Annotated in this window: 15 protein-coding genes and 1 pseudogene; 7 read left to right on the top strand and 9 right to left on the bottom strand. The window is 69.5% G+C overall.

All coding sequences use genetic code 11. The features are described from left to right. Both T398_RS21040 and T398_RS21035 read left to right on the top strand, forming a co-directional pair. Positions 1–374 (top strand): annotated as a pseudogene (locus tag T398_RS21040) (hypothetical protein); the annotation flags it as partial. Position 375: 1 nt separating this feature from the next. After that, complete coding sequence (locus T398_RS21035; RefSeq protein ID WP_496449330.1) at positions 376–1,056, top strand: class F sortase; 681 nt, start codon at positions 376–378, stop codon at positions 1,054–1,056. Positions 1,057–1,111: 55 nt separating this feature from the next. On the opposite strand, the gene T398_RS21030 is transcribed toward T398_RS21035, so the two are convergent. From T398_RS21030 to T398_RS21005, 6 genes are all read right to left on the bottom strand, one after another. Further along, positions 1,112–6,169, bottom strand: a complete 5,058-nt coding sequence (locus tag T398_RS21030) for an NAD-glutamate dehydrogenase (protein ID WP_496449329.1) — start codon at positions 6,167–6,169, stop codon at positions 1,112–1,114. A gap of 305 nt (positions 6,170–6,474) precedes the next feature. Beyond that, positions 6,475–7,620 (bottom strand): arginase family protein, encoded by a 1,146-nt coding sequence (locus T398_RS21025; protein ID WP_496449327.1) that lies wholly within the window; start codon positions 7,618–7,620, stop codon positions 6,475–6,477. A 62-nt stretch (positions 7,621–7,682) separates the two neighbouring features. Next, entirely contained in the window at positions 7,683–8,585 is a 903-nt protein-coding gene (locus tag T398_RS21020; protein WP_496449325.1) for a tetratricopeptide repeat protein, read from the bottom strand. Between the two features lie 114 nt (positions 8,586–8,699). Then, positions 8,700–10,388, bottom strand: a complete 1,689-nt coding sequence (gene icmA, locus T398_RS21015; protein ID WP_496449323.1) for a coenzyme B12-dependent isobutyryl-CoA mutase large subunit — start codon at positions 10,386–10,388, stop codon at positions 8,700–8,702. 64 nt (positions 10,389–10,452) lie between these two features. Continuing rightward, positions 10,453–11,490, bottom strand: a complete 1,038-nt coding sequence (meaB, locus tag T398_RS21010) for a methylmalonyl Co-A mutase-associated GTPase MeaB (protein WP_496449321.1) — start codon at positions 11,488–11,490, stop codon at positions 10,453–10,455. Positions 11,491–11,531: 41 nt separating this feature from the next. Continuing rightward, complete coding sequence (locus T398_RS21005; RefSeq protein ID WP_496449319.1) at positions 11,532–12,731, bottom strand: acetyl-CoA C-acetyltransferase; 1,200 nt, start codon at positions 12,729–12,731, stop codon at positions 11,532–11,534. A gap of 287 nt (positions 12,732–13,018) precedes the next feature. On the opposite strand from T398_RS21005, the gene mce reads away from it, so the two are divergent. The 5 genes from mce to T398_RS20980 all read left to right on the top strand — a co-directional run bounded on the left by mce (position 13,019) and on the right by T398_RS20980 (position 20,481). Beyond that, entirely contained in the window at positions 13,019–13,492 is a 474-nt protein-coding gene (gene mce, locus T398_RS21000) for a methylmalonyl-CoA epimerase (RefSeq protein WP_496449317.1), read from the top strand. A 225-nt stretch (positions 13,493–13,717) separates the two neighbouring features. Next, positions 13,718–15,073, top strand: a complete 1,356-nt coding sequence (ccrA, locus tag T398_RS20995) for a crotonyl-CoA carboxylase/reductase (protein ID WP_496449336.1) — start codon at positions 13,718–13,720, stop codon at positions 15,071–15,073. Between the two features lie 297 nt (positions 15,074–15,370). Next, positions 15,371–16,657, top strand: a complete 1,287-nt coding sequence (locus tag T398_RS20990; protein ID WP_496449316.1) for a DivIVA domain-containing protein — start codon at positions 15,371–15,373, stop codon at positions 16,655–16,657. Positions 16,658–16,817: 160 nt separating this feature from the next. Then, on the top strand, positions 16,818–19,253 hold the full coding sequence (locus T398_RS20985; RefSeq protein WP_496449315.1) for a hypothetical protein: 2,436 nt from the start codon (positions 16,818–16,820) through the stop codon (positions 19,251–19,253). A gap of 130 nt (positions 19,254–19,383) precedes the next feature. Next, positions 19,384–20,481, top strand: a complete 1,098-nt coding sequence (locus tag T398_RS20980; RefSeq protein ID WP_496449314.1) for an AI-2E family transporter — start codon at positions 19,384–19,386, stop codon at positions 20,479–20,481. Here the strand turns inward: T398_RS20980 and T398_RS20975 are convergent. From T398_RS20975 to T398_RS20965, 3 genes are all read right to left on the bottom strand, one after another. Further along, entirely contained in the window at positions 20,478–21,278 is an 801-nt protein-coding gene (locus tag T398_RS20975; protein WP_496449313.1) for an alpha/beta hydrolase, read from the bottom strand. The genes T398_RS20980 and T398_RS20975 overlap by 4 nt on opposite strands. A gap of 69 nt (positions 21,279–21,347) precedes the next feature. Then, positions 21,348–21,635 carry an Rv1322 family protein gene (locus T398_RS20970; protein WP_496449311.1) on the bottom strand — a complete coding sequence of 96 codons (288 nt, stop codon included), beginning with the start codon at positions 21,633–21,635 and terminating at the stop codon, positions 21,348–21,350. Positions 21,636–21,753: 118 nt separating this feature from the next. Beyond that, entirely contained in the window at positions 21,754–23,544 is a 1,791-nt protein-coding gene (locus T398_RS20965) for a 3-hydroxyacyl-CoA dehydrogenase family protein (RefSeq protein ID WP_496449309.1), read from the bottom strand. Positions 23,545–23,629: the final 85 nt, after the last annotated feature.

The raw sequence follows: 23,629 nt of genomic DNA, 5'->3' as shown, positions 1-23,629 counted from the left end.
CCGAAGGCGGCCGGGGCAGCGAAGCCCGACACGACTACAAGGGCCACGACTACAAGGGCGACTACAAGGGCCACCATGCGGCTGGAGACCACGGTTACCGGAGCGAGGACCGCTGGGAGCACAAGCGGGACTTCGTCTACTACGGCGAAGCCATGGTTGACCGGAACGCCAAGCCGGGTACCTACAAACTCGAGGGCTCGTGTGGCGAGGGCGAACTGGTCGTCCTGCCGCGGGGCGGTGTCGATGGTGGTGACGGCGGCATGAGCGCCGGCACCAACTTGGGCCTCGCCGCCGGTGGGGCTGGGATGGTCGGCGCGGCCGCCTTGGGCGGTCTGGTGCTGCTTCGCCGTCGGACCAATGGTTCCCTGGTCTGAGGTGACGACGACCCGGGCCGGTGACCGCCACGGATTCTCGTGGCGTGCCACCGGCCCTGTCGTCCTCGTCTTGCTCGCTCTGGCCGGCTTCGGCCTGATCGGGGCATCGCTTCCAGCGAGTCCCACGGTCCGCCCCCCGCAGCCTCCCGCGCTGGCCAACTCTCCAGTCGAGGCAGCGGCCACCCGCCCGGAAGCCGCCCAGCCTGCCCCCTCCGGCCGCCTCCGCTCCGTGCCCAGCCAGATCGTCATCCCCAAGATCGGTGTCCACGCATCGATCATGAAGATCGGGACAAATGAGGACGGTACAGTCGAGGTACCCCCGCTCGATCAGGCGCAGCTGGCCGGCTGGTACGAGCCGGGAGTGAGCCCAGGCGAAATCGGTAACGCCGTGATTGTCGGACACGTCGACTCGGCGGAGCTCGGCCCCGCGGTCTTCTTCTCCCTCGGTGACCTGCGACCTGGCGACACGGTTGGTGTGGTCCGGGAGGACGGCGAGCAGATCGACTTCACCGTCGAGTCGGTGCAGTCCTATCCGAAGACCGATTTCCCGACCGAACTGGTCTACGGCCCCACGGACCAGATCGCGCTACGGGTGGTGACCTGTGGTGGCGTCTTCGACGAGGCAGCCGGCGACTACCCGGACAACATCGTCGTTTTCGCCACCCAGTCCCAGGCCAAATGACCCGGATATCGGAGGTCCCGGCGGCCGAGGCACGGCCGCCGGGACACGCTCCGGGTCAGGATGCCGCCGAGGTCCGCACCAGGGTTCGGATCTGACGCAGCAGCACCGACAGGGCGGCCAGGTCGGCCCGGGACTCGTCGAACTCCCCCATCGCCCGCTGAGCACGGTGGATCGAGGTGGCGTTCGACTGCTCCCACTGCTGCACCCGCTCCACCGGTGGCAGATCGCCTGGGGTACCCCCCAACACCTCGGTGGTCAGCGCGGCGAGCGCGGCGTACAGGTCGTACCGCAGTGCCATCCGGGCCAGTGTCTGCCACCGGTCCTCTCGCGGCAGCAGCGAGATCTTCGACAGCAGCGAGTCCACCCGGAACCGATCCGACAGGACGAAGTAGACCGATGCGACTTCGGACACGTCCCGCCGACTGCTCGCCGCGGTCTCGACGACATCGAGCAGGCCGAAGCTGTACATCAGCCGGACCGTCTGCTGCGCCAGGTCCCGCGGTAGTCCCTTGGCAACCATCGACTCGATGTGCGCCGCGATCGCCTCCCGCTCGCTGCCGTAGAAGAGCGTCTCCATCCGTGGTAGGAGGTGGGCGACCCCGTCACGCAGCCGCGCGATCTCCGCCGACACGTCGATCGGAGAGCGGCGGTTGGTCACCAGCCACCGCACCGCCCGGTCCAGCAGGCGCCGGAAGTCCAGGTAGACGTCGGTCTGCAGGTCAGGGGCGACTCGATTGTCCAACTCCTCGACGGCGTTCCAGATCTTGCGCAGCCCGAACACCTCGCGGACCACCACGTACGCGCGGAGGACGTCGGCGGCGCTCGCCCCGGTCTCCTCGACCACCCGGTAGACGAACGAGATTCCGCCACGGTTGATCGTCTCGTTCACCAGCATGGTGGTGACGATGTCCCGACGCAGCCGGTGGCGGGACATCCGGTCGGCGAACCGCTCCCGCATCGGCGTGGGGAAGTAGTTGACCAGCAGTTCGGTCGTCCACTCCTCGTCGGCCAGGCCTTCCGCCAGGATCTCCTTCTCAAGCACGATCTTGACGTACGCGAGAAGCACCGCGAACTCCGGCGCCGTCATCCCGGACTCCATCCGGACGGCCAGTTCCTCGTCCGGTGGCAGCGCCTCCAGCGCCCGGTCCAGGGCACCTGAGCGCTCCAGGTCAACGATCATTCGCCGGTGCACCGGCAACAGCGACGGCGCCTGGGCCTGTGCGTTGCTGATCGCCCGTGCCTGGTCGTAGTTGTCCCGCAGCACCAACTCGGCGACCTCGTCGGTCATCTCGGCGAGCAACTCATCCCGCTCACCAACGGTCAGCTCGCCGTCGGCGACCGCCGTGTTGAGCAGGATCTTGATGTTCACCTCGTGGTCCGAACAGTCCACCCCGGCCGCGTTGTCGATGAAGTCGGTGTAGATCCGACCACCCGCCTCGGCGTACTCGATCCGGCCGAGTTGGGTGCAGCCCAGGTTGCCCCCCTCACCGACCACCCGGCAGCGCAGGTCCTTGCCGTCAACCCGAATCGCGTCGTTGGACTTGTCCCCCACCTCGACGTTGGTCTGGCTCGAAGCCTTGATGTAGGTGCCGATGCCGCCGTTCCAGAACAGGTCGACCGAGGCGGTGAGGATCGCCTTCATCAACTCCTGCGGGCTGAGCTGGGACACGCCGTCCTCGAGGTCGAGCGCCACCCGCACCTGAGGCGAGATCGGCACCGACTTCGCGGTACGGAGGAACACACCGCCCCCCTCGGAGATCAACTCCGGGTTGTACTCCTCCCACGTCGACCGGGACAGGTCGAACAGCCGCTTCCGCTCCACCCAGGAGGTGGCGGCGTCCGGATTCGGGTCGAGGAAGATGTGCCGGTGGTCGAAGGCGGCCACCAGCCGGATGTGCCGCGACAGCAGCATCCCGTTGCCGAAGACGTCACCGGACATGTCGCCGACGCCGACCACCGTGAATTCCTGGCTCTGGGTGTCGTGCCCCAACTCACGGAAGTGCCGCTTCACCGACTCCCAGGCACCGCGGGCGGTGATCCCCATCTTCTTGTGGTCGTAGCCCGCCGATCCGCCGGAGGCGAACGCGTCACCCAGCCAGAAGTTGTAGGCCGTGGAGATCTCGTTGGCGATGTCGGAGAAGGTGGCGGTGCCCTTGTCCGCCGCGACAACCATGTACGGGTCGTCCCCGTCGTGGCGAACCACATCCGGCGGCGGCACGATCTCACCGCTGACAATGTTGTCGGTGGCGTCCAGCAGCGCGGAGATGAACTCCTGGTAGCAGGCCACGGCTTCGTCCCGGTCGCCCGGCTTCTGCTTGAGCACGAAGCCACCCTTGGCACCGACCGGGACGATCACGGCGTTCTTCACCATCTGCGCCTTGACCAGACCGAGCACCTCGGTACGGAAGTCCTCCCGCCGGTCGGACCAGCGCAACCCACCCCGGGCCACCGGCCCGAAGCGCAGGTGCACCCCCTCGAACCGGGGCGAGTACACGAAGATCTCGAACCGGGGCCGCGGCGCCGGCAGGTCCGGAATCGCCTGCGGATCCAGCTTCAGGGCAACATACGGCTTCGGCCGCCCATCAACGCGCTTCTGGTAGAAGCTCGTCCGCAGCGTGGCCTGGATCAGAGTCAGGTACGACCGGAGGATTCGGTCCTGGTCGAGGCTGGCCACGTCGTCGAGCGCGGCACGTAGCTCGGCGACCAGCTCCCTGCTCTGCTGCTGACGCTGGTCGGCGCTCGTCGAGCCCGGCGCGAACCGGGCCTCGAAGAGCCGCACCAGCAGGGCCGCGATCCGCGGATACGCGATGAAGGTCGACTCCATGTAGTCCTGGGAGAAGACCGTGCCCGCCTGGCGCAGATACTTGGCATATGCCCGCAGCACGACCACCTGCCGCCAGGTGAGGCCGGCGCGCAGCACCAGCGCGTTGAAGCCGTCCACCTCGGCCTCGCCCCGCCACGCGGCCGCGAAGGCGTTCTCCACGTGCGGGCGAACCTCGGCCAGCTCCTGGTGCCCCTCCGGCAGCCGCAGGCCGAAGTCGTACAGCCAGATCCGACCGTCGATGCGCTCCACCTCGTACGGGTGCTCGTCAACCGCCTTCACCCCGAGCGAGTGCAGCACCGGCAGCACCGCCGAGAGCATCATTGGCTCGCCGTACCGGTAGACCTTGAACCGGACGTCCATCGACTCGTCGCCGCCGGCCACCCGAGTCGCCGCACGAGGTGCCAGTTGCTTCCGGAACAGGTGCATCTCCAGTTGGCCGGGCTCCTCCAGCAGCTCCAGCTTCGCCAGGTCCTTCATCGCCTCGTACGGCGTGTGCCCGTCCTTGTAGCCCTCCGGAAAGGCGTCGGCGTACCGGGAGAAGAGATGCTTGGCCTGCTCGTCGCCGAGCTTGCGCTCCAGGACCAGCCGGTAGTCGTCGTCCCAGAGGCGGGTGGCGTCGGCCAGCTCCTCGGCGAGCAGGTCGGCGTCGATATCCTCCGGCGGCTTGGTCGGGTCGGTGCGCACGATGAAGTGCACCCGAGCCAGCATCGACTCGGTAACCCGGGTGGTGTAGTCGACCCCGACCCCGTTCAGCTCCCGCAACAGGATGTCCTGCATCCGCAGCCGGTTCTGGGTGGTGAACCGGTCCCGCGGCAGATAGATCAGACAAGAGATGAAGCGTCCGTACGCGTCCCGGCGCAGAAACACCCGCAGTTGCCGGCGGCCCGCCATCCGCAGCACACCGATCACCGCGTGGTAGAGATCATCGGTCTTGATCTGGAACAGCTCGTCGCGCGGATAGGTCTCCAGGATCTGGAGCAGATCCTTGCCGGAGTGGCTGCGCTGGCTCAGCCCGGACCGGTCGACCACCTCCGCCACCTTGCGCCGTACCACCGGCAGCTCCTGCACGCTGGTGCGGTACGCGGCGGTGGCGAACAGACCGATGAACCGACGTTCGCCGACCACCTCGCCGGCCTCGTCAAAGATCTTGAACCCGATGTAGTCCAGGTACGCGGATCGGTGCACGGTCGCCCGGGAGTTCGCCTTGGTGATGACCAGCAGGCGCTTCTCGGTAACCCGCTGGTGCGCCTCGGGCGTCATCGACGACAACGCCCGGGACTCCGTGGAATCCGAGCGCAGGATCCCGAGGCCGGTGCCGAGCACCGCGCGCAGGGCCTGGCCGCCCGTCTCCCCCTCGGAGTCCACCAGGCGGTACTCCCGGTAGCCGAGGAAAGTGAAGTGGTCATGGGCGAGCCAGCGCAGCAGCTCGACCGAGTCGGTGATGTCCTTCTCCGGTACCGGCGGCCGGTTCTCGCTGTTCCGCGCGGCCGCCAGCTCGTCGGCGAGCGTCAGCGCCTGCTGGCGCATCCGGGGCCAGTCCTCGACCGCCTCCCGCACGTCGGTGAGCACGCGTTGCAGCTCCCGACGCAGGTTGTCCCGGTCCGCCGCGTCCCGGACCGGGTCGATCTCGATCCGCATCCAGCTCTCGACCAGGCCACCGGTGGTCACCTCGTCGGGCTCCACGTCGGCGGCCACCTCGATCAGCCGGCCCAGCGGCTCGCGCCGGATCACCAACAACGGGTGGACCAGCAGGTGCACATCCAGGTGATGCGAATTGAGCAGGGCGGTCACCGAGTCCACCAGGAACGGCATGTCGTCGGTGACGATCTCGACCACCGAGTGGTGCTGGTCGGCATCCGGCTCATGGATGCGCAGTTTGAGTTCGCCCGATACCCGCTGCTCGGCCAGTTCCCGGTGGGTACGGACGGAGTCGAGCATCTCCTCAGCCGTGAAGCCGATCAGTTCCTCATCGGGTGCGAACCGCCAGTAACGGCGAACCAGCGACGCCGAGTCGTGGTCGTCGCCGGCGAGCGCGATCGCCTGGGCCACCAAGCGCTCCGCGTTGGGTACCGTCTCGTCGAAGTCCGATTCCTCGGCGTCCTCCCCCAAGGCGTTGGCGGGCAGGCCCAAGTCGTAGATCGAGTCGATGCTCGAACCAGTCAAGCCGGTCACACCAGTCTCGACGTCACCGAACCCGTCGGAATCGGTCGCCGAATCGAAGTTGTCGTCCCGGCCGGTATCAACCTGCCGGAGGTCGGGTCCCGGTTTGGTAGCCGGACGCCGGTCCATCGGTGCCACTCCCCTCGACCCACCACGTCGTGGGTCACTCTGCGCCCAGCCTAGGCCCTGCCTATCCGCGCCTTGGTCGGCGGACCATCATCCGGACGTCCGGTTCGGGACTGCCGTCTTTCACCTACTGCGATAGGGGTCGACCCACCCCCGGGTTACCCCGCCTCCGGACATTCATCACCCAATCGGGAGCCTGTCTTCGGCGTCTCGGCCGCCAGCTGGGGGCGGGCCCGAAACCGGGCGCCGCTCTTCGGGACACAGCCGCCGCACCGCTGCGGGCTACCGAGGCAACCGACGGGGCGGCGTTAGCTGGTTGGTCGCCTCGCGGCCTGCGCAGCGGGCACCTCGGGAGCAACCGACACCTCGGGAGCAACCGGCACCCCCGCCCCGGTCGGGGGCTGCGGGGGCTGCGGGGGCTGCGCCACCTTGGCCGGCTCACCCTGGTTGACGAGGAGAACCGGTGGCTCCGAGCTCCGGCGGCGCTCCGGCCCCCGCCGGGGTGCGGCGACGGTGGGCCGCCGGGGTGGGAGCGACCCCGACGCGGTGACCGGGCGGAGGCCACCGACCAGGGTGTTAACGATCTCCGCGGCGTACGAACCGTCCGGGTCGTAGTCCGGGTCGAAAACGGTCAGCTCGACGCCAAGACAGTGCGGGGTGTCGACCAGGCCGGCAAGCAGACTCTCCAGTTCGGCGAAGGCGATTCCGCCCGGGTCGGGAGCGTCAACGGCGGGCATCACTGCCGGATCCAGCACATCCACGTCAACGTGCAGCCAGTAGCCGGCGCAGTGGGTGAGCTGGTCGTGCGCCCACTGCGCGGTCCGGGCCGCGCCCTCCGCGCGCAGCGCCGGCACCGGTCGGGTGGTGATCCCGGCAGCTTGGAGGTCGAGCCGATAGTCATCCTGCGCCCGGACGCCCAGCACCACCACGTCGATATCCCGAAAGTACGGCCGCCGGCCTTCAATAGCGGTCAGATCCAGCTGACCGCGGCCGGTGACCAGGGCCAACCCCTCACCGGCCGCCGCGCCCACGTAAGAGGCGTTGCCGGGGTGCCGAAAATCCGAATGCCCGTCGACGAAGACGAGCCCGACCCGACCCCCCACCGCCGCGCCGAGCCGGTGCATGGCCAGCGCCGAACCGAGCACGACCGAGCAGTCCCCGCCGAGCACCAGCGGAAACTCGCCTCGATCTATGACCGCTCCAATCCGGTCGGCGAGCGCCACCGAGTAGTTAGCTATCTCATACGCGTGGCAAACGCCATCGCCGGGCCGCCAGTCGCCCGGGTCGTACCGAGACGGGGTCAGGCAGCCGGCGTCCCGGGCCCGAAGCCGGCCGAGCAGGCCCTGGTCGCGCAGGGCACCAGGAGCCTTGCCGCAGCCCGGCACCGAGGTGGCGGTGGGTGGCCGTAGCCCGAGGTTGGTGGGCGCGTCGAGGACGGCGATCCGGCGCGTCATGGCTCCCGTCCTCAAGCTCGTGCGGGCCGGTCGGCACACCGGCCCGCGCCGACATGGCTGGATCAGAACAAAGCGCTGGCCAGTGCCCGACGGGCCAGCGCCACCGCGGAATCGTCGGGGCCGGCGATGGTGAAGAGGCCGACCAGGTGCTGACGCACCTTCTCGCGGTCCTCGCCGGCGGTCCGGCGAACCAGCCCGACCAGCCGTTGGTATGCCTGTTCCGCCATCCCGCCGAGCATCTCGACATCGGCGGCGAGCAGCTGGGCGTCGATGTCGTCGGTGGCCGTGGCCGCCGCGGCGAGCACCGCCTGCGGGTCGGCACCGGCGACCCGGCGGGCCAGCCCAACCTGGGCCAGCCCCGCCTCCGCCGCGGCGTCCGATGGCGTCTCGGCGAGGATCTTGCGGTACGCCTGCTCCGCCGCGTCCAGGTCACCGTTGAGCAGCGATTCGTCGGCCTCGTCCAACCGCGGGTCGGCCGTCTCGGCCACGCTCGCGCCACCGGCCTTGAGAACCGCCTGGATCCACTGCCGTAGCTGCGCCTCGGGCACCACCCCGGAGAACGCGTCAACCGGCTGGCCGCCGACCACCGCGTAGACCATCGGGATGCCCTGCACCCGGAACATCTGCGCCAGCCGGGGGTTGGCGTCCACGTCGACCTTGGCCAGCACCCAGGCGCCGCCGCCCTCGACGGCGAGCCGCTCAAGCACCGGCGAGAGCTGTTTGCAGGGTTCGCACCACTCGGCCCAGAAGTCGACGACCACCGGCGTGCTGAGCGACCGTTCGAGGACCTCGGCCTGGAAGGTCGCCTCGGTGACAGCAATGACGGCGGCAGTGCTCCCGGCGCCGTCATCGGACGGGCCGGACTGGGCAGGCGCGGGGGCCGGGGAGGGTGCGGGGGTGCGCAGCGCGCTGAGGTCTACCGCGCCGCGGGTAAAGATCGACGGGGTGATCCGTGGGTCGCTCATGGTTACCTAGTCTCGCACGGGTGACGCCAATCTCCGCCCTTCGGTGACGTTGAAGGTCACGGTTCTCACGCAGGTCACCACACCTCCCCGCCACGCCTAGCGGGATGCCGACGGTCAGAAGCGAGCCGGCTCGCGGTAGACGCCCCACTCGAGGCGCAGCGCGTCACAGATCTCGCCCAGGGTCGCCTCGGCACGGACCGCGTCGAGCATCGCCGGGATCATGTTCCCGCTGGTCCGGCTGACCGCGATCATCCGCTCCAACGCCCCGCTGACCTCGGCCTCATCCCGGGCTGCCTTCCGCTCGCCGAGGGTGCGCCGCTGTTCCAGCTCGACCTCGTGCGAGATCCGCAGAATCTCCAGGTCCTTGGCGACCGTGCCGGTGTGGCAGTTGACCCCGACGATCTTCTTTTCGCCCTTCTCCAGCGACCGCTGGTAGGCGAACGCCGCCTCGGCGATGTGCCCGGTGAACCAACCGTCCTCAATGCCTCGGAGGATTCCTGAGGTCATCGGACCGATCTCGTGTGGTCCCTCACCGCCGAGCTGCCGGATCCGGGCGAAGATCTCCTCCGCCTCGGCCTCGATCTTGTCGGTGAGCGCCTCGACGTACCAGGAGCCGCCCAGCGGGTCGGCCACGTTGGTCACCCCGGTCTCCTCCATCAACACCTGCTGGGTCCGCAGGGCGATCTCGGCCGACTCGTCGGTGGGCAGGGCCAACGTTTCGTCGAGGGCGTTGGTGTGCAGCGAGTTGGTGCCGCCGAGTACGGCCGCGAGGGCCTCCACGGCCGTCCGGACGACGTTGTTGACCGGCTGCTGCGCGGTCAGCGAGACCCCGGCGGTCTGGGTGTGGAAGCGCAGCCACTGCGCCTTCTCGCTGGTGGCGCCGTAGACGTCGCGCAGCCAGCGGGCCCAGATCCGGCGAGCGGCACGGAACTTCGCGACCTCCTCGAAGAAATCCACATGGGAATCGAAGAAGAAGCTCAGGCCCGGGGCGAAGACGTTCACGTCGAGGCCGCGGGAGAGACCCAGTTCGACGTAGCCGAAGCCGTCGGCGAGGGTGTACGCCAGTTCCTGCGCGGCCGTCGAGCCCGCCTCCCGGATGTGGTAGCCGGAGACGGAGAGCGGCTTGTACCGGGGAATCTCCCGGGCGCAGTACTCCATCAGGTCGCCGATGAGGCGCAGGTGCGGCTCCGGGTCGAAGAGCCACTCCTTCTGTGCGATGTACTCCTTGAAGATGTCCGTCTGCAGGGTGCCGTCCAGGCGGGAGAGGTCCGCGCCCTGCCGCTCGGCAGCGATCAGATACATGCAGAAGACCGGGACGGCCGGCCCGGAGATGGTCATACTCGTCGTGACCCCGGCTAGGTCGATGCTGTCGAAGAGCACCTCCATGTCGGCGGCGCTGTCCACCGCGACCCCGCAGTGCCCGACCTCACCGAGTGACTGCGGGTCGTCCGAGTCACGACCCATCAGCGTGGGCATGTCGAAGGCGACGGAGAGCCCGCCGCCTCCCGCGCCCAGGATCATCTTGTAGCGCTCGTTGGTCTGCCGGGCGTTACCGAAGCCGGCGAACTGCCGGATGGTCCAGGCCCGCCCCCGGTACCCGGTCGGGTGTAGACCACGGGTGTACGGGAACTCACCCGGCCAGCCGATCCGCTCGAAGTCGGGGTGGTCCACCCCCTCCGGCGGGCCGTACACGGGGGCGACAGTCATCCCGGAGAGCGTGGTGAAGTCGGCGTCCCGTTTACGCGCGGCATCGTAGCGGTCCTGCCAGCGTTTGCGTCCAGCGGCGATCTCGTCGGCGTTCATCCGCGGGGCTCCTCCTCGGGTCTGCGACTCCACCTCCGAGTGTAGATCCTGTCCTGAACGCTCGCTAAGTACGTTCGTACCGGCCGGTAGGGTTTCCGGCGCTGTCACCGGCGATCTGGGCGAGGAGCTGATCAGCCGCCGCGTACGGGTCGAGCGAACCCGCGGCCACCCGGGCAGCGAGCGTCGACAGCTCGGTACCGTCCCGCAGCGAACCGATGCGGGCCCGGAGCGCGCCCAGCGCGATCGCCTCCACCTCGGCGGCGGCCCGTGCCTCCTGACGACGGCGGAGTTCACCCCGCTCGACCAGCCAGCCCCGGTGCTTGTCGATCGCCGCGGCGACGTCGTCGACCCCCTCACCGCGTACGGCGACAGCACGTACCACCGCGGGCCGCCACTGCCCCGGGCCTCGTTCCCCCAGTGCGATCATGCCCTGGATGTCCCGGACCGTGGCATCGGCGCCGTCCCGGTCGGCCTTGTTGACCACGAACACGTCGGCGATCTCCAGGATGCCGGCCTTGACCGCCTGGATCGCGTCCCCCATTCCGGGCGCGAGCAGCACGAGCGTGGTGTCCGCGAGCGAGGCGACCTCCACCTCCGCCTGACCCACGCCGACGGTCTCCACCAGGACCACGTCGCAGCCGGCGCCCTCCAGCACCCGGACCGCCTGCGGCGTTGCCGCCGAAAGCCCACCGAGGTGCCCCCGGCTGGACATGGAACGGATGTAGACGCCGGGATCGGTGGCGTGGTCCTGCATCCGGACCCGATCGCCGAGGATCGCCCCACCGGTGAACGGACTGGACGGGTCGATGGCCAGCACGCCGACCCGGTGTCCCCGGGAACGCAGCGCACGCACCAACTCGTTGGTGGTGGTCGACTTACCCACTCCCGGCGAACCCGTCAGGCCGACCACCTGGGCCTGGCCCGCGTACGGGGCGAGCGCCGCCGCGATCCGCGGCAGCGTCTCATCCCCGGACTCGACCAACGTGATGAGCCGGGCGACCGCACGGGGGTCACCCACGCGAGCCCGCTCAACGAGCATGGGAATGTCCCGGCTGCGGCGCACCGGCGGCGCGGCCGGGACATTGTTGACGGCGTCAGTCATGGTGCCTTTCGTTCCCAACCAGGAGGGCTCGCCGGCCTGGCTCACCCCTGGCTCTCGGCCCCCGCTGGGACGTGGATGATCAGCGCGTCGCCCTGGCCGCCACCGCCGCAGAGCGCCGCCGCGCCGGTGCCGCCGCCGCGCCGCTTGAGCTCCAGCGCCAGGGTCAGGACCAGCCGGGCACCGGACATACCGATCGGGTGCCCGAGGGCGATCGCACCGCCGTTGACGTTGACCTTGTCCGGGCTGATCCCGAGGTCACGGGTTGACTGGATGCCCACCTGCGCGAACGCCTCGTTGATCTCGATCAGATCCAGATCGTTGATGGTGAGGCCCGCCTTCCGGAGCGCGTGCCCGATCGCGTTGGACGGCTGCGAGTGCAGCGAGTTGTCCGGGCCGGCGACGTTGCCGTGCGCACCGATCTCGGCCAGCCAGGTCAGCCCCAGCTCCTTGGCCTTGGCTTTACTCATCACCAGCACGGCGGCAGCCCCGTCGGAGATCGGCGACGAACTGCCGGCGGTGATACTGCCCTCCGGCGCGAAGGCCGGGCGTAGCTTCGCCAACGACTCCGCGGTGGCGTCCGGACGAATGCCCTCGTCCTCGCTGATCACCAGCGGCTCACCCCTGCGCTGCGGGAGCACAACCGGAGTGATCTCTTCGGTGAAGTGCCCGTTCTTCTGGGCTGCGGCGGCACGCTGGTGGCTTCCCGCGGCGAAGGCGTCCTGCTCCGCACGGCTGATCCCCTTGGTGCTGCCGTGCCGCTCGGTCGACTCCCCCATCGAGCAGCAGTCCCAGGCGTCGGTGAGCCCGTCGAGGGCCATGTGGTCCTTGATCACCACGTCGCCGTACTTGTAGCCACCCCGCTGTCCCAACAGCAGGTGCGGGGCGTTGGTCATCGACTCCATGCCGCCAGCCACGACGACGTCGAACTCCCCAGCTCTGATCAACTGATCGGCCAGGGCGATCGCGTCCAGCCCGGAGAGGCAGACCTTGTTGATGGTCAGCGCCGGAACGGAGAGTGGGATGCCCGCCTCGGCGGCTGCCTGCCGGGCCGGAATCTGACCGGCGCCCGCCTGCAGCACCTGCCCCATGATCACGTACTGGACCTGATCGGGGGCGACCTCGGCACGCTCCAGCGCCGCCTTGATCGCCACGCCACCAAGCCGGGTCGCGGAAAGATCCTTGAGATTTCCCAGCAGTCGCCCCATCGGGGTTCGAGCGCCGCTGACGATCACCGAAGCCATACCTGCCTCCGAGGGTCCCGACCTGTACGCCTTAACGATTGTTAGGACGCACCTTAGCTTCTGAGCGCAGATCGGCGACGGTGACCCCGCGCACATCGACGACGCACGGTAGGGCCGACCCGGTGCACAACCGCGTCACCCCGCCGCCCAAGGGGCGCGGGAACACCGCGCGACGGTCCGGACAGGCTAGCGCGACACCATCCGGTGACCCGGCTCAGCGCCTTTCCTTGCCGTGAGAATGCCAACCGGCCACACTCCCCGCGCACCCGTTCGGCCAGACTGACGCCATGGCCGAGCATCCCCCCGTCGAGTCCGCTGCGGACCACGGCACAGACATCGGATTACGTCGCATCGACCACATCGGTATCGCCGTACCCGACCTGGACGAGGCGATCGACTTCTACCAGCGCACCTTCGGTATGCGGTGCGTACACACCGAGACCAACGAGGAGCAGGGCGTCCGCGAGGCGATGCTGGCAGTCGGCCCGACTGCCACCGGCGGCTGCGTGCAGCTGCTCGCCCCACTCTCGCCAGCGTCCACGATCGCGCGGTTCCTCGACCGGCAGGGCCCGGGCGTGCAACAGGTCGCGTACACGGTCGCCGACATCGACGTAGCCTGCACGAAGCTGCGCGAGCGGGGTCTCCGCCTGCTGTACGAGCAGCCGAAGCGGGGCACCGCGAACTCCCGGATCAATTTCGTCCACCCGAAGGATGCCGGTGGCGTCCTGGTCGAGTTGGTCGAGCCCGCCACAGTCCACTGAGCCGGGGTGCGCCCGCCCTGCTCCCGCCGAGCCGGGCCCACCCACCGATCGATGCACTTTTTCACACAGCACTTCCGAGCAAAGCTACCGTTCAGTAACATCCGCCTCCACAACAGCGCGGTCGGTGCCGGGATGCGTCAATGCCAAGACGGTGACCGACCGCCGGGCACCGACGATGGCACGCCCCTGCCGGCGACGCGCGGGGCAGACGAACGGGAGGTCGAAGTGCAGGACATCCTCGAAACAATCATGGCTGCGGAGGGTTCGGCGCACCCCGAACGTGAACTAGCCGGTGTCGCACGGCTCCCGATTCCGCAGTCCTACCGAGGCGTCGTCGTACGCGCCGAGGAGACCCAGATCTTCGACGGGATGGCCACGCGGGACAAGGATCCACGCAAGGCGCTGCATGTCCAGAACGTGCCGACCCCGCAACCCGGTCCCGGCGAGGCGCTGGTGGCGGTGATGGCCAGCGCCATCAACTACAACACGGTCTGGACGAGCATCTTCGAACCGCTACCAACCTTCAAGTTCCTCCAGCGCTACGGCCGACTCTCCGAGCTGACCAGGCGACACGACCTGCCGTACCACGTGGTCGGTTCGGACGCGGCCGGCGTCGTGCTGCGCACCGGTCCCGGCGTAACCCGGTGGCAGGCCGGCGACGAGGTCGTCGCCCACTGCCTCTCGGTGGAACTGGAGGAGGCCGCCGGACACGACGACACCATGCTCGACCCACAGCAGCGGATCTGGGGCTTCGAGACCAACTTCGGCGGTCTGGCCGAGCTGGCGATCGTCAAGGCCAACCAGCTCATGCCGAAGCCCCGCCACCTCAGCTGGGAGGAGGCGGCGAGCCCGGGACTGGTCAACTCCACCGCGTACCGACAGCTCGTCTCCCACCACGGCGCCAACATGAAGCAGGGGGATGTGGTACTGATCTGGGGGGCCTCAGGCGGCCTGGGCAGCTACGCCACCCAGATGGCGCTCACCGGCGGTGCGATTCCGGTCTGCGTGGTCTCCTCGCCGGAAAAGGCGGAGCTGTGCCGGCGGATGGGCGCGGAGCTGGTGATCGACCGGGCGGCCGAAGACTTTCGGTTCTGGAAGGACGAGCAGACCCAGGACCCGGACGAGTGGCGTCGCTTCGGGGAACGGATTCGCGAGCTGACCGGCGGCGAGGACCCCGACGTCGTCTTCGAGCACCCGGGGCGGGAGACCTTCGGCGCCAGCGTCTTCGTCACCAAACGCGGCGGCACCGTGGTCACCTGCGCCTCGACCAGTGGCTACCAGCACCAGTACGACAACCGCTACCTCTGGATGCACCTGAAGCGGATCGTCGGCAGCCACTTCGCCAACTACCGGGAGGCGTGGGAGGCGAACCGGCTGATCGCCCTCGGCAAGATCCACCCAACCGTGTCTAGGACCTACAGCCTGGAGCAGACCGGCCAGGCCGCATATGAGGTGCACCGAAACGCGCACCAGGGCAAGGTCGGGGTTCGCTGCCTCGCTCCGGCGGACGGCCTCGGTGTGCGCGACCCCGAGTTCCGCGCGCGGCACGAGGCGGCGATCAACCGGTTCCGCGGTCACTGATCAGACGGGGCACGGGTCGCCACCAATGTGGTGGCTGGATTGCTTTCCATTCGCTGGCCTGGACACCCATTCGAACGATACCGGCTCCCCCGATACGGGTGCAGAACGGAATGGGGCCGCGAGTCCTTGCTCACGGCCCCATTTCAGAGCCCACTTCAGATCGTCAGGGCGGCCGGGAGCTGCCAAGGTCGACGATTGGTCGGCCGCGGCGACCCGACCGGGTTGACCCTGTAATGAGGATGGCAAAGGCCGGGGCGCTCTTGCGAAGGCCCCCAGGTCGTCTGCCAGTATGTCCCAATGCCCCAGCAGCAGTCCTCCCCTCTTGCGTTCTTCGATAGCGCGAACACCCAGCCGGACTTCACCGTCACCCTGCGCGGCTACGACAAAGGTCAAGTTGACGACTTCCTTGGTCGGCTGAGCGCCGCGCTGACCCAGTCCGAGCAGGCCCGCGCCGAGGCCGAGCAGCGGATGAACGACGCGCAGCGCCGGCTCCGCCAGGCCGAGCAGCGGATGACCGCCCTCGACCAGAAGCTCTCCGAGGCCAGCAAGCAACTCGAAGAGAACAATCGGCCGACCCTCTCCGGCATCGGCACCCGCGTTGAGCAGATCCTCCGGCTCGCCGAGGAGCACGCCAACGACCACCGCAACGAGGCGAAGCGGGAGTCCGAGGGCATTCTCTCCGCCGCCCGCCTCGAGGCCCGGGAGATCACTGACAAGGCGCGGGCCGAGGTGGCGGCGATGAAGGCCACCGCGGAGCGGGAGGTGGGCAACGTCCGGACCGCCGCGGAGCGCGAGGCGGCCGAGGTTCGCGTCCAGGCCCGCCGCGAGGCCGACACCCTGCGGGCCGACGCCGATCGGGAGACCAAGCAGCTGCGTACCGTCACCGCGCACGAGGTGGCCGAGCTGAAGTCCACCGTCGAGCGGGAGGTTTCCACCCTCCGCGCCACCGCGGAGCGGGAGATCACTCAGCAGCGGGCGAAGGCCGCCCGCGAGGCCGAGGAGAAGCGCGCCGAGGCGACGAAGCTCCTCACCGACGCGCGGGACAAGCGCGACAAGGACCTACAGGCCCTTGAGCTGCAGCTGGCCGAGCGGCGGGAGAAGGCCGAGCGCGAGGAGTCGGAGCGGCACGCCACCCAGGTAGCCCAGACCCAGAAGCTGGTCAACGAGGCCGAGGAGCGGGCCCGGGCCGCCCAGGAGCGGGCCAAGGAGATCGAACAGCGCGCCGAAGCTCGCCGGGTCGAGTCGGAACGCACCGCCCACGACACGGTCGAAGGGGCCAAGGCGACCGCCGAGAAGAGCCTGAACGAAGCGAAGACCGAGGCGGAGCGACTGCTCACCGAGGCCCGCGCCGAGGCCGACCTGGCCACTCAGACGGCCCGCCGCGAGGTCGAGGATCTGACCCGCCAGAAGGACGCGGTCACCTCTCAGCTCGGCCAGATGCTCTCCGGGCTCGCCGGCATCGTCCCGGGTACGGGACCGGACGCCGCGGTGGCCGCAGCCTCCGCCGTGGCTGCCGCCACGGAGGCGAAATCGGAGGACACCACGGAGGCGAAGAAGAGCGAGAGCACCGAATCAGCCAGCTGATCGGCGCAGCCAGACCTGTTCCACCACGCGGGGCGATGCTGGACATCCGGTGTCGCCCCGCGCCGTACGTTGCTGTAAGTCCGGATCGCACCGGTTGAACCGCTGCATCCGACGAGTCCGTATCACCCCAAGAGGGCCGATTGCGTGTGAGGATGGGGGCATGTCGAACGGCGAGGAACTGTTCGCTCTCGGCGGGGATGTGACTACGGAGCCCAGCTTCGAGTCCGGCCTGCGGGGGTACGTGAAAGGGCAGGTCAATCGGTACGTCGCTCGCGCCGAGCACGAGATCGCCACCCTGACCGCCGAGCGAGAGCAGGCCTACACCCAAATCCATAAGCTGGCCGGCCAGGTGGAGGTGCTCCAGCGAGATCTCGCCCAGGTCCGCAAGCAGGTCGGCGTGGTGGACCGCGCTTCCTTCCGGCACCTTGGACCCCGCGTCGAGCAGGTCCTCACCCTCGCCGAAGAACAGGCCGAAGAGATCCTCGCCGCCGCGAACAAGGAGATCGATTCCCGCCGAGCCGCCGCCGAGCACATCATTGACGAGGCACGGGCCGAGGCGGCCCAAGCACTCGAGGACTTCGAGCTGGCCCTGGCCACTCGCCGGGTCGAGGAGGAGCGGCACACCGCAGCTCGGAAAGCGGAGGCAGACGCCACCGTCAAGGCCGCCACCGAACAGGCAGACGCCACCGTCAAGGCCGCCACCGAACAGGCAGACGCCGCGGTCAAAACCGCCACCGAACAGGCAGAGGCCACGGTCAAAACCGCCACCGAACAGGCAGAGGCCACCGTCAAAACCGCCACCGAACAGGCAGACGCCACGGTCAACGCCGCGGCCATGGAGGCAGACGCCGCGGTGAAGGCGGCGACCGAGGAGGCCGCCCGGCAACGCAAGAACGCGCAGGAGGCGCTGACGCGGGCCCAGCAGGAAGCTACCCAACTGCGGGACACCGCGAAAGAGGTGCACACGCGGGCCCAGCAGGAGGCGACGAAGCTGCGCGAGGCGGCCCGCGCCGCGCAGGACAAGGCCCAGCAGGAGGCGACCGAGCTGCGGGAGGCCGCCAAGGAGGTACAGGCCAAGGCGCAGGAGGAGGCCGGACGCCTCGTGGAGCAGGCGACCGAGGCGAGCCGGGCCACCCACGCCAAGGCCCAGCAGGAGGCCAAGCAGGTCATCGACGACGCCAGCACCGCCGGCCGGGCCGCCCACGCCAAGGCCCGCCAGGAGGCGGAGCTACTCGCCAAGCAGGCTGCCGACGCGGCAAAGCGGCAGCGGGCCGAGGCCGAGGCGTACGCGCAGGAAACACGCACCGAGACCGAGGCGTACGCCCGGCAAACCCGAGCCCAGGCCCAACAGGAGCTGGGAGCGTGGCGGGCGGGCGTGGAGAAAGAGGTCAACAACCGCCGGGCGGCGGCTGACCGCGAGCTGGACCAGCGCCGGGCCGCCGACGACCAGGAGTTCGCCAGCCGCCGCGACGAGTTGGAGCAGCGGCACGAATCCCGGTACGCCGAGTTGGAGCAGCAGCACGAATCCCGGCACGCCGAGTTGGAGCAGCAGCACGAATCCCGGCACGCCGAGTTGGAGCAGCAGTACACAAGCCGGCAGCAGGAGTTGGAGACCGGATTCGCTAGCCAACAGCAGGAGCTGGAGACCCGACAGCAGGAGCTGGAGACCCGACAGCAGGAGCTGGAAGGCGGCTTCGCCACCCGACAGCAGGAGCTGGAAACCGAGTTCACCTCGCGCAAGACCGAGTTGGAGTCCACGTACACGGCCCGCCGAAACGAGATCGAGGGTGCTGCCGAGAGCATCCGGCGGACCGCCGAGCAGGATGCCCGGACCCTACGCGAGCGTGCCGACCAGGAGGCATCGGCGCTGCTGGGCCAGGCCGAGGAGGCGGCGGCCGAGCAGCGCCGTACCGCCGACGAGTACGCCGCCACCTCCCGACGCCAGTTCGAGGAGTACGCCGCCACCACCCAGCAGGCTCTGGCCACCACCCAACAGCACCTGGCGGCGACCCAGCAGGAGGCCGCGACCAGCCGGCAGCAACTCGCCCAGGTGATGGCGGAGATCGCGCAGGCGCAGCAGCAACTCGCTGACCTGCGGCAAGAGACCTGGCGATCCCGCCAGGAGTCCGACGACCTGCAGCGACAGGTGGCAGAACTTCGGCTGGAGTTGTCCGGTGCGGCCAAGCCCGCTCCGGTCGGGCCCGCTCCGGTCGGGCCCGCTCCGGTCGGGCCCGCCGGCGGCGATTCCGACAACGGTCGGGCCCCCACGGCCGCACCGGCGCCGCCCGCCGGCGACCGGGCCGGAGCCGGCAAGGTCGACCCGGCGGATGCCGGCCAGCCGGCCCGCGGGCGGATCGAACCCGCAGTTGACGAGTCCGCGAAGGGCAGCGTGAAGTCGGTTACCACAAAGGACGGTGATGAGGCCAGCGCCGGGGTGGACGGTGAGCCGACCGTCGCGGCCGTACCGGGTGAAGGGGGTCGGGCAGCCGCCCCCACAAAGATCACCAGTACCGGTGAGAACAACACCCGGCCGGCGAAGCCCACCACCGACGAGCGCAGCTCCAAGCCGAGCAAGGTCGTCGTTGACAAGGACTGAGCCGGCCGGCTGGACGGCGATCCTGGGCCCGGCCGGCTGGACGGCGACCCTGGGCCTGGCTCGCCGCTGCCGACGGCGGAGCGAGGCGCGGCGGGCCGGCAACGGCGCTGGGCGAGCGGCCTGAGCTCCGGTGGCGCCGGGCGAGCCGGAGTCGCAGCAGCACCGCGCCGACCAGGGGTCCGGGCGGTTCGGCGTGCCGGGGCGGCCCCTGCGGCGGAGCAGCTTCCTCGTCGGCTTCACCGGTGGACTCGGTGCGCTGCTGGCCTACGCCCTCTTCCTCGGCGTGCGCAACGCCGCCGGCCTACTCGTCCCCGTCGTGATCGCGCTCTTCCTCGCCGTCGGGCTCTATCCGGCGGTGGCGCGGCTACGCCGGCTCGGGCTGCCCCACGGGCTGGCGGTCGCGGTCGTCATGCTGACCCTGCTCCTCCTGCTGTGCAGCGGGGCGGTAGCCCTGGTGCCACCGATCATCACCCAGTCCAACCAGTTCATCGAGCAGTTCCCCAGCTACCTGGAGACGCTGCGGCGCAATGAGACCATCAACGAGCTGATCGAGCGGTACGACCTGGTGGAACGGGCGCAGCAGGCCGCGGACACCGGGACCCTCGGCCAGGCACTCGACGGAGTACTCGGCGGCGCCCAGCTCATCTTCGGCACCGCCTTCCGGACCCTGACCGTGCTCGTACTCACCATCTACTTCCTGGCGTACTTCAACCGGCTGCGGTCGCTCGGGTACGCGCTCGTCCCCCGGTCCCGTCGGGATCGGGTACGTCTCATCGGTGATGAAATCATCGCCAAGGTCGGCGCGTACATCGTCGGGGCGCTCATCATCGCCCTCCTTGCCGGTACGAGCACCTTCGTCTTCGCGTTGCTTGCCGGGTTGCCGTACCCGTTCGCCCTGGCCGTCGTGGTGGCGGTGACCGACCTGATCCCGCAGATCGGTGCCACGCTCGGGGCGGTGATCGTGAGCCTGGTCGGCTTCGCCACCGACCTGCCGGTGGGAATCGCCTGCGTGCTGTTCTTCCTCACCTACCAGCAGGTGGAGAACTACCTGATCTACCCCAAGGTAATGCGCCGGTCGGTGCAGGTCAACGAGGTGGCCGCACTGGTGGCGGCGCTGCTCGGCGTCGCCCTGATCGGCGTGGTGGGCGCCCTCATCGCGATCCCCACCGTCGCGGCGGTCCAGCTGATCCTGCGCGAGGTGGTCATCCCGCGCCAGGACTCCCGCTAACCGGCCGCTGGGCCCGGCACCGGCCGGTCGGCGAAGGCCGCCACCGTGCGGTCGGCGTACGCGCTGACATCGCCGGTCTCCATCGGGCCGTCCCAGGTGGTCGGCAGCGGCACGGGGACGGAGGGGTTGACCCGCCGGACGACCTCGTCGAGGACGGTCTCGGCGTCACCGACCCACAGGTGTTTGGCCCCCGGCACTCCGACCACCTCAGCCTGCGGCACGGCCGCGAAGCGCTCCCGCGCCTCCTCGGGCCGCAGGTAGTCGTCGAACTCCGGCACCAACGCCGTGATCGGCTTGCCGGCGGAGGCCCAGTTCGCCAGCTCCTCAGGGCCGGAGAACCGCAGCGGCGGGGAGAGCAGCAGGGCACCCGCCACCGCCGGGTCACAGCCGTACCGCAGGGCCAGGTCGGTGCCGAACGACCAGCCCAGCAGCCAGATCTCCGGCAGCTCGTGGAACTCCGCGTACTCGATGGCGGCGGCGACGTCGTACCGCTCCCCGACCGCGTTGTCGAACGTCCCCGCACTGGTACCGCGCAGGCTGGTCGTACCCCGGGTGTTGAACCGCAGCACCGCCAGGTCCGCCAGGGCCGGCAGGCGCCAGGCGGCCTTGCGGAACACGTGGCTGTCCATCATCCCGCCGTGGGTGGGCAGCGGGTGCAGGCAGACCAACGTGGCGACCGGCGCGCGGTCGACCGGGCGGGCCAGCTCACCAACGAGGCACAGCCCGTCGGCGGTGTGCAGCTCGATCTCCTCCCGGCGGCCGGGCAGGATCGACGAGGCGCGGATGGGTGTGCTCACCCGCCCAGTCTCCCCCGTCACCGGGCCGGCAACCCGGCCGGGGTCAGGAGACGGCAACCAGATCGCGCCTCACCCGTGGCGGGGCGCGCCGCGGCCCCGCTGCACGATCGGTGCCCGCCGGTCCCGGGCGCGCCAACAGCCGCTGTGCCAGTGCCGGCGGTCGGTCAGGTCCCCCCACCCCTGGGCGGGCCATACCACGACGTGCGCCACCCCGGGCCGGATCTCCTGGTCACAACCGGGGCAACGGTAGGTCTTCACCGACGCGCCGCCGCTGATCAACCGGACCTGCCAGTCGCCGTCCCGCCACTGCTGCACCGACTCGACCCCCTGCCGCAGCCGCGCGGAATCGAACTGCACGCTCTCATCCCGGCGGGATCGGTTACGACGAGGGCTCACACCCTCCAGCGTACGGCGGGAGGACGTCGTACGGCGTCGGCGGGCCGGCGACGCGACCGGCCCGTACCTGCCCCACCGCTCAGCGACGAGTGTGATCGCGGAAGCCCCGGCCAGCCTTCCGGCCCAGATAGCCGGCGGTGACCAGGTGCTCCAGCAGCGGCGCGGGGGAGAACCCCGGCTCGCGCAGTTCCAGGTACAGCTCCCGCTGGATAGCCAGGGACACGTCGAGGCCGACCACGTCGAGCAACTCGAACGGACCCATCGGGTAGCCGCAGCCGAGCTTCATCGCATGATCGATGTCGTCGGCGGTCGAGTAGCTCGCCTCCAGCATCTTCACCGCGTCGTTAAGGTACGGGAAGAGGAGCGCGTTGACGATGAACCCGGAGCGGTCACCGCAGACCACACCAGTCTTGCCCAGCTCACCGCAGACCGCCTTCGCGGTCGCGGTGGTCTCCGCCGAGGTGCGGATGGTCTGCACGATCTCCACCAGTGACATGACCGGTGCCGGGTTGAAGAAGTGCAGGCCGACCACGTCCGCTGGACGCTGGGTGGCCATCGCGACATCGATCACCGGCAGCGACGAGGTGGTGGTGGCGAGCACGACACCGGGCTTGCAGATCTCGTCGAGGCTGGCGAAGAGCGCCTTCTTGACACTCAGCTCCTCGATGACCGCCTCGACCACCAGGTCGACGTCGGCGAGATGCTCCAAGGTCGCGGACCACGTGACCCGGCCCAGCGCGGCGTCCCGGTCGGCCTCGCCCAGCTTGCCCCGCACCACGCCCTTGTTGAGCGAGGTCTTGACCGCCTCGAAGAGCTTGCCGGACTTCTCCGCCCCGCGGGTCACCGAGACCACCTCGTAGCCAGCCTTGGCGAAGACCTCGATGATGCCGGTCGCCATCGTCCCGGAACCGACCACACCGACCTTCGCGATGCCCCGCGCACCGGCCTCGACCGTCGACTCCGCATCCACCGGCGTCTGGTCGTCCGGTACGACCACCGGCGAACCCGGCCGCTCGTAGGTGTAGAAGCCGCGCCCCGACTTCCGACCGAGCAGCCCGGCGGTGACCATCTGCTTGATCAGCGGCACCGGGGCGTGTCGCCGGTCCCGGCCGCCCCGCCGGTACATCGTGTCCAGAATCTCGTACGCGGTGTCCAGCCCGATCAGATCCATCAACGCCAACGGACCCATCGGCAACCCGCAGCCGAGCTTCATCGCCGCGTCGATGTCCTCCCGGCTGGCGTACCGCGCCTCGACCAGGCTGACCGCATGGTTGAGGTAACCGAAGAGCAGGGCGTTGGCGATGAAGCCCGCTCGGTCGCTGATCGTCACATCGACCTTGCCCAGCCGCGCACAGAGCCGCTCCACGTCGGCGACGACCTCGGCCGAGGTGACCACCGTCCGGACGATCTCCACCAGCTTCATGACCGGCGCCGGGTTGAAGAAGTGGATGCCGATTACCTGGTTGGGGCGGGTCGTGGCCACCGAGATCTCGGTTACCGACAGCGACGAGGTGTTCGTGGCCAGCACCGTCTCGGGCTTGCAGACCCGATCCAGCTCCGCGAAAATTCGCTGCTTCAGATCGAGCTGCTCGGGAATGGCCTCGATCACCAGGTCGGCCGCGTGCAGGGCCGCCAGCCCGACCTGCCAGTTGACCCGGGCCAGGAGCGCGTCCCGGTCGGCCGCCGCGAGCTTGCCCTTGGCGACCGCCCGGTCGGTCGAGCCGGTGAGGGTCGCCCGGCCGCGCTCCAGCGCGGCCTCGGTCACCTCGACGGCGACGACGTCGATGCCGTTTCGGGCGAAGACTTCGACGATGCCGGCACCCATGGTGCCCAGACCCACCACACCCACACTGGCGAACTCGCGCGTCACGCCAAGCCTCCCTGGTCAGCTCCATGCAGCCGGCGTTAACGGCCGCTAAGGTCTGCGCGCGAGTCTGCCATGTGCCGCAGGGTTG

The organism is Salinispora goodfellowii, assembly GCF_059570675.1.
This window is presented reverse-complemented; position numbering and strand designations above follow the sequence as displayed.

Excerpts from the sequence above, each read along its gene's own strand:
- T398_RS21030 (WP_496449329.1), bottom strand. The coding sequence starts at position 6,169 with ATGGACCGGCGTCCGGCTACCAAACCGGGACCCGACCTCCGGCAGGTT.
- T398_RS21025 (WP_496449327.1), bottom strand. The coding sequence starts at position 7,620 with ATGACGCGCCGGATCGCCGTCCTCGACGCGCCCACCAACCTCGGGCTA.
- T398_RS21020 (WP_496449325.1), bottom strand. The coding sequence starts at position 8,585 with ATGAGCGACCCACGGATCACCCCGTCGATCTTTACCCGCGGCGCGGTA.
- icmA (WP_496449323.1), bottom strand. The coding sequence starts at position 10,388 with ATGAACGCCGACGAGATCGCCGCTGGACGCAAACGCTGGCAGGACCGC.
- meaB (WP_496449321.1), bottom strand. The coding sequence starts at position 11,490 with ATGACTGACGCCGTCAACAATGTCCCGGCCGCGCCGCCGGTGCGCCGC.
- T398_RS21005 (WP_496449319.1), bottom strand. The coding sequence starts at position 12,731 with ATGGCTTCGGTGATCGTCAGCGGCGCTCGAACCCCGATGGGGCGACTG.
- mce (WP_496449317.1), top strand. The coding sequence starts at position 13,019 with ATGGCCGAGCATCCCCCCGTCGAGTCCGCTGCGGACCACGGCACAGAC.
- T398_RS20990 (WP_496449316.1), top strand. The coding sequence starts at position 15,371 with ATGCCCCAGCAGCAGTCCTCCCCTCTTGCGTTCTTCGATAGCGCGAAC.
- T398_RS20985 (WP_496449315.1), top strand. The coding sequence starts at position 16,818 with ATGTCGAACGGCGAGGAACTGTTCGCTCTCGGCGGGGATGTGACTACG.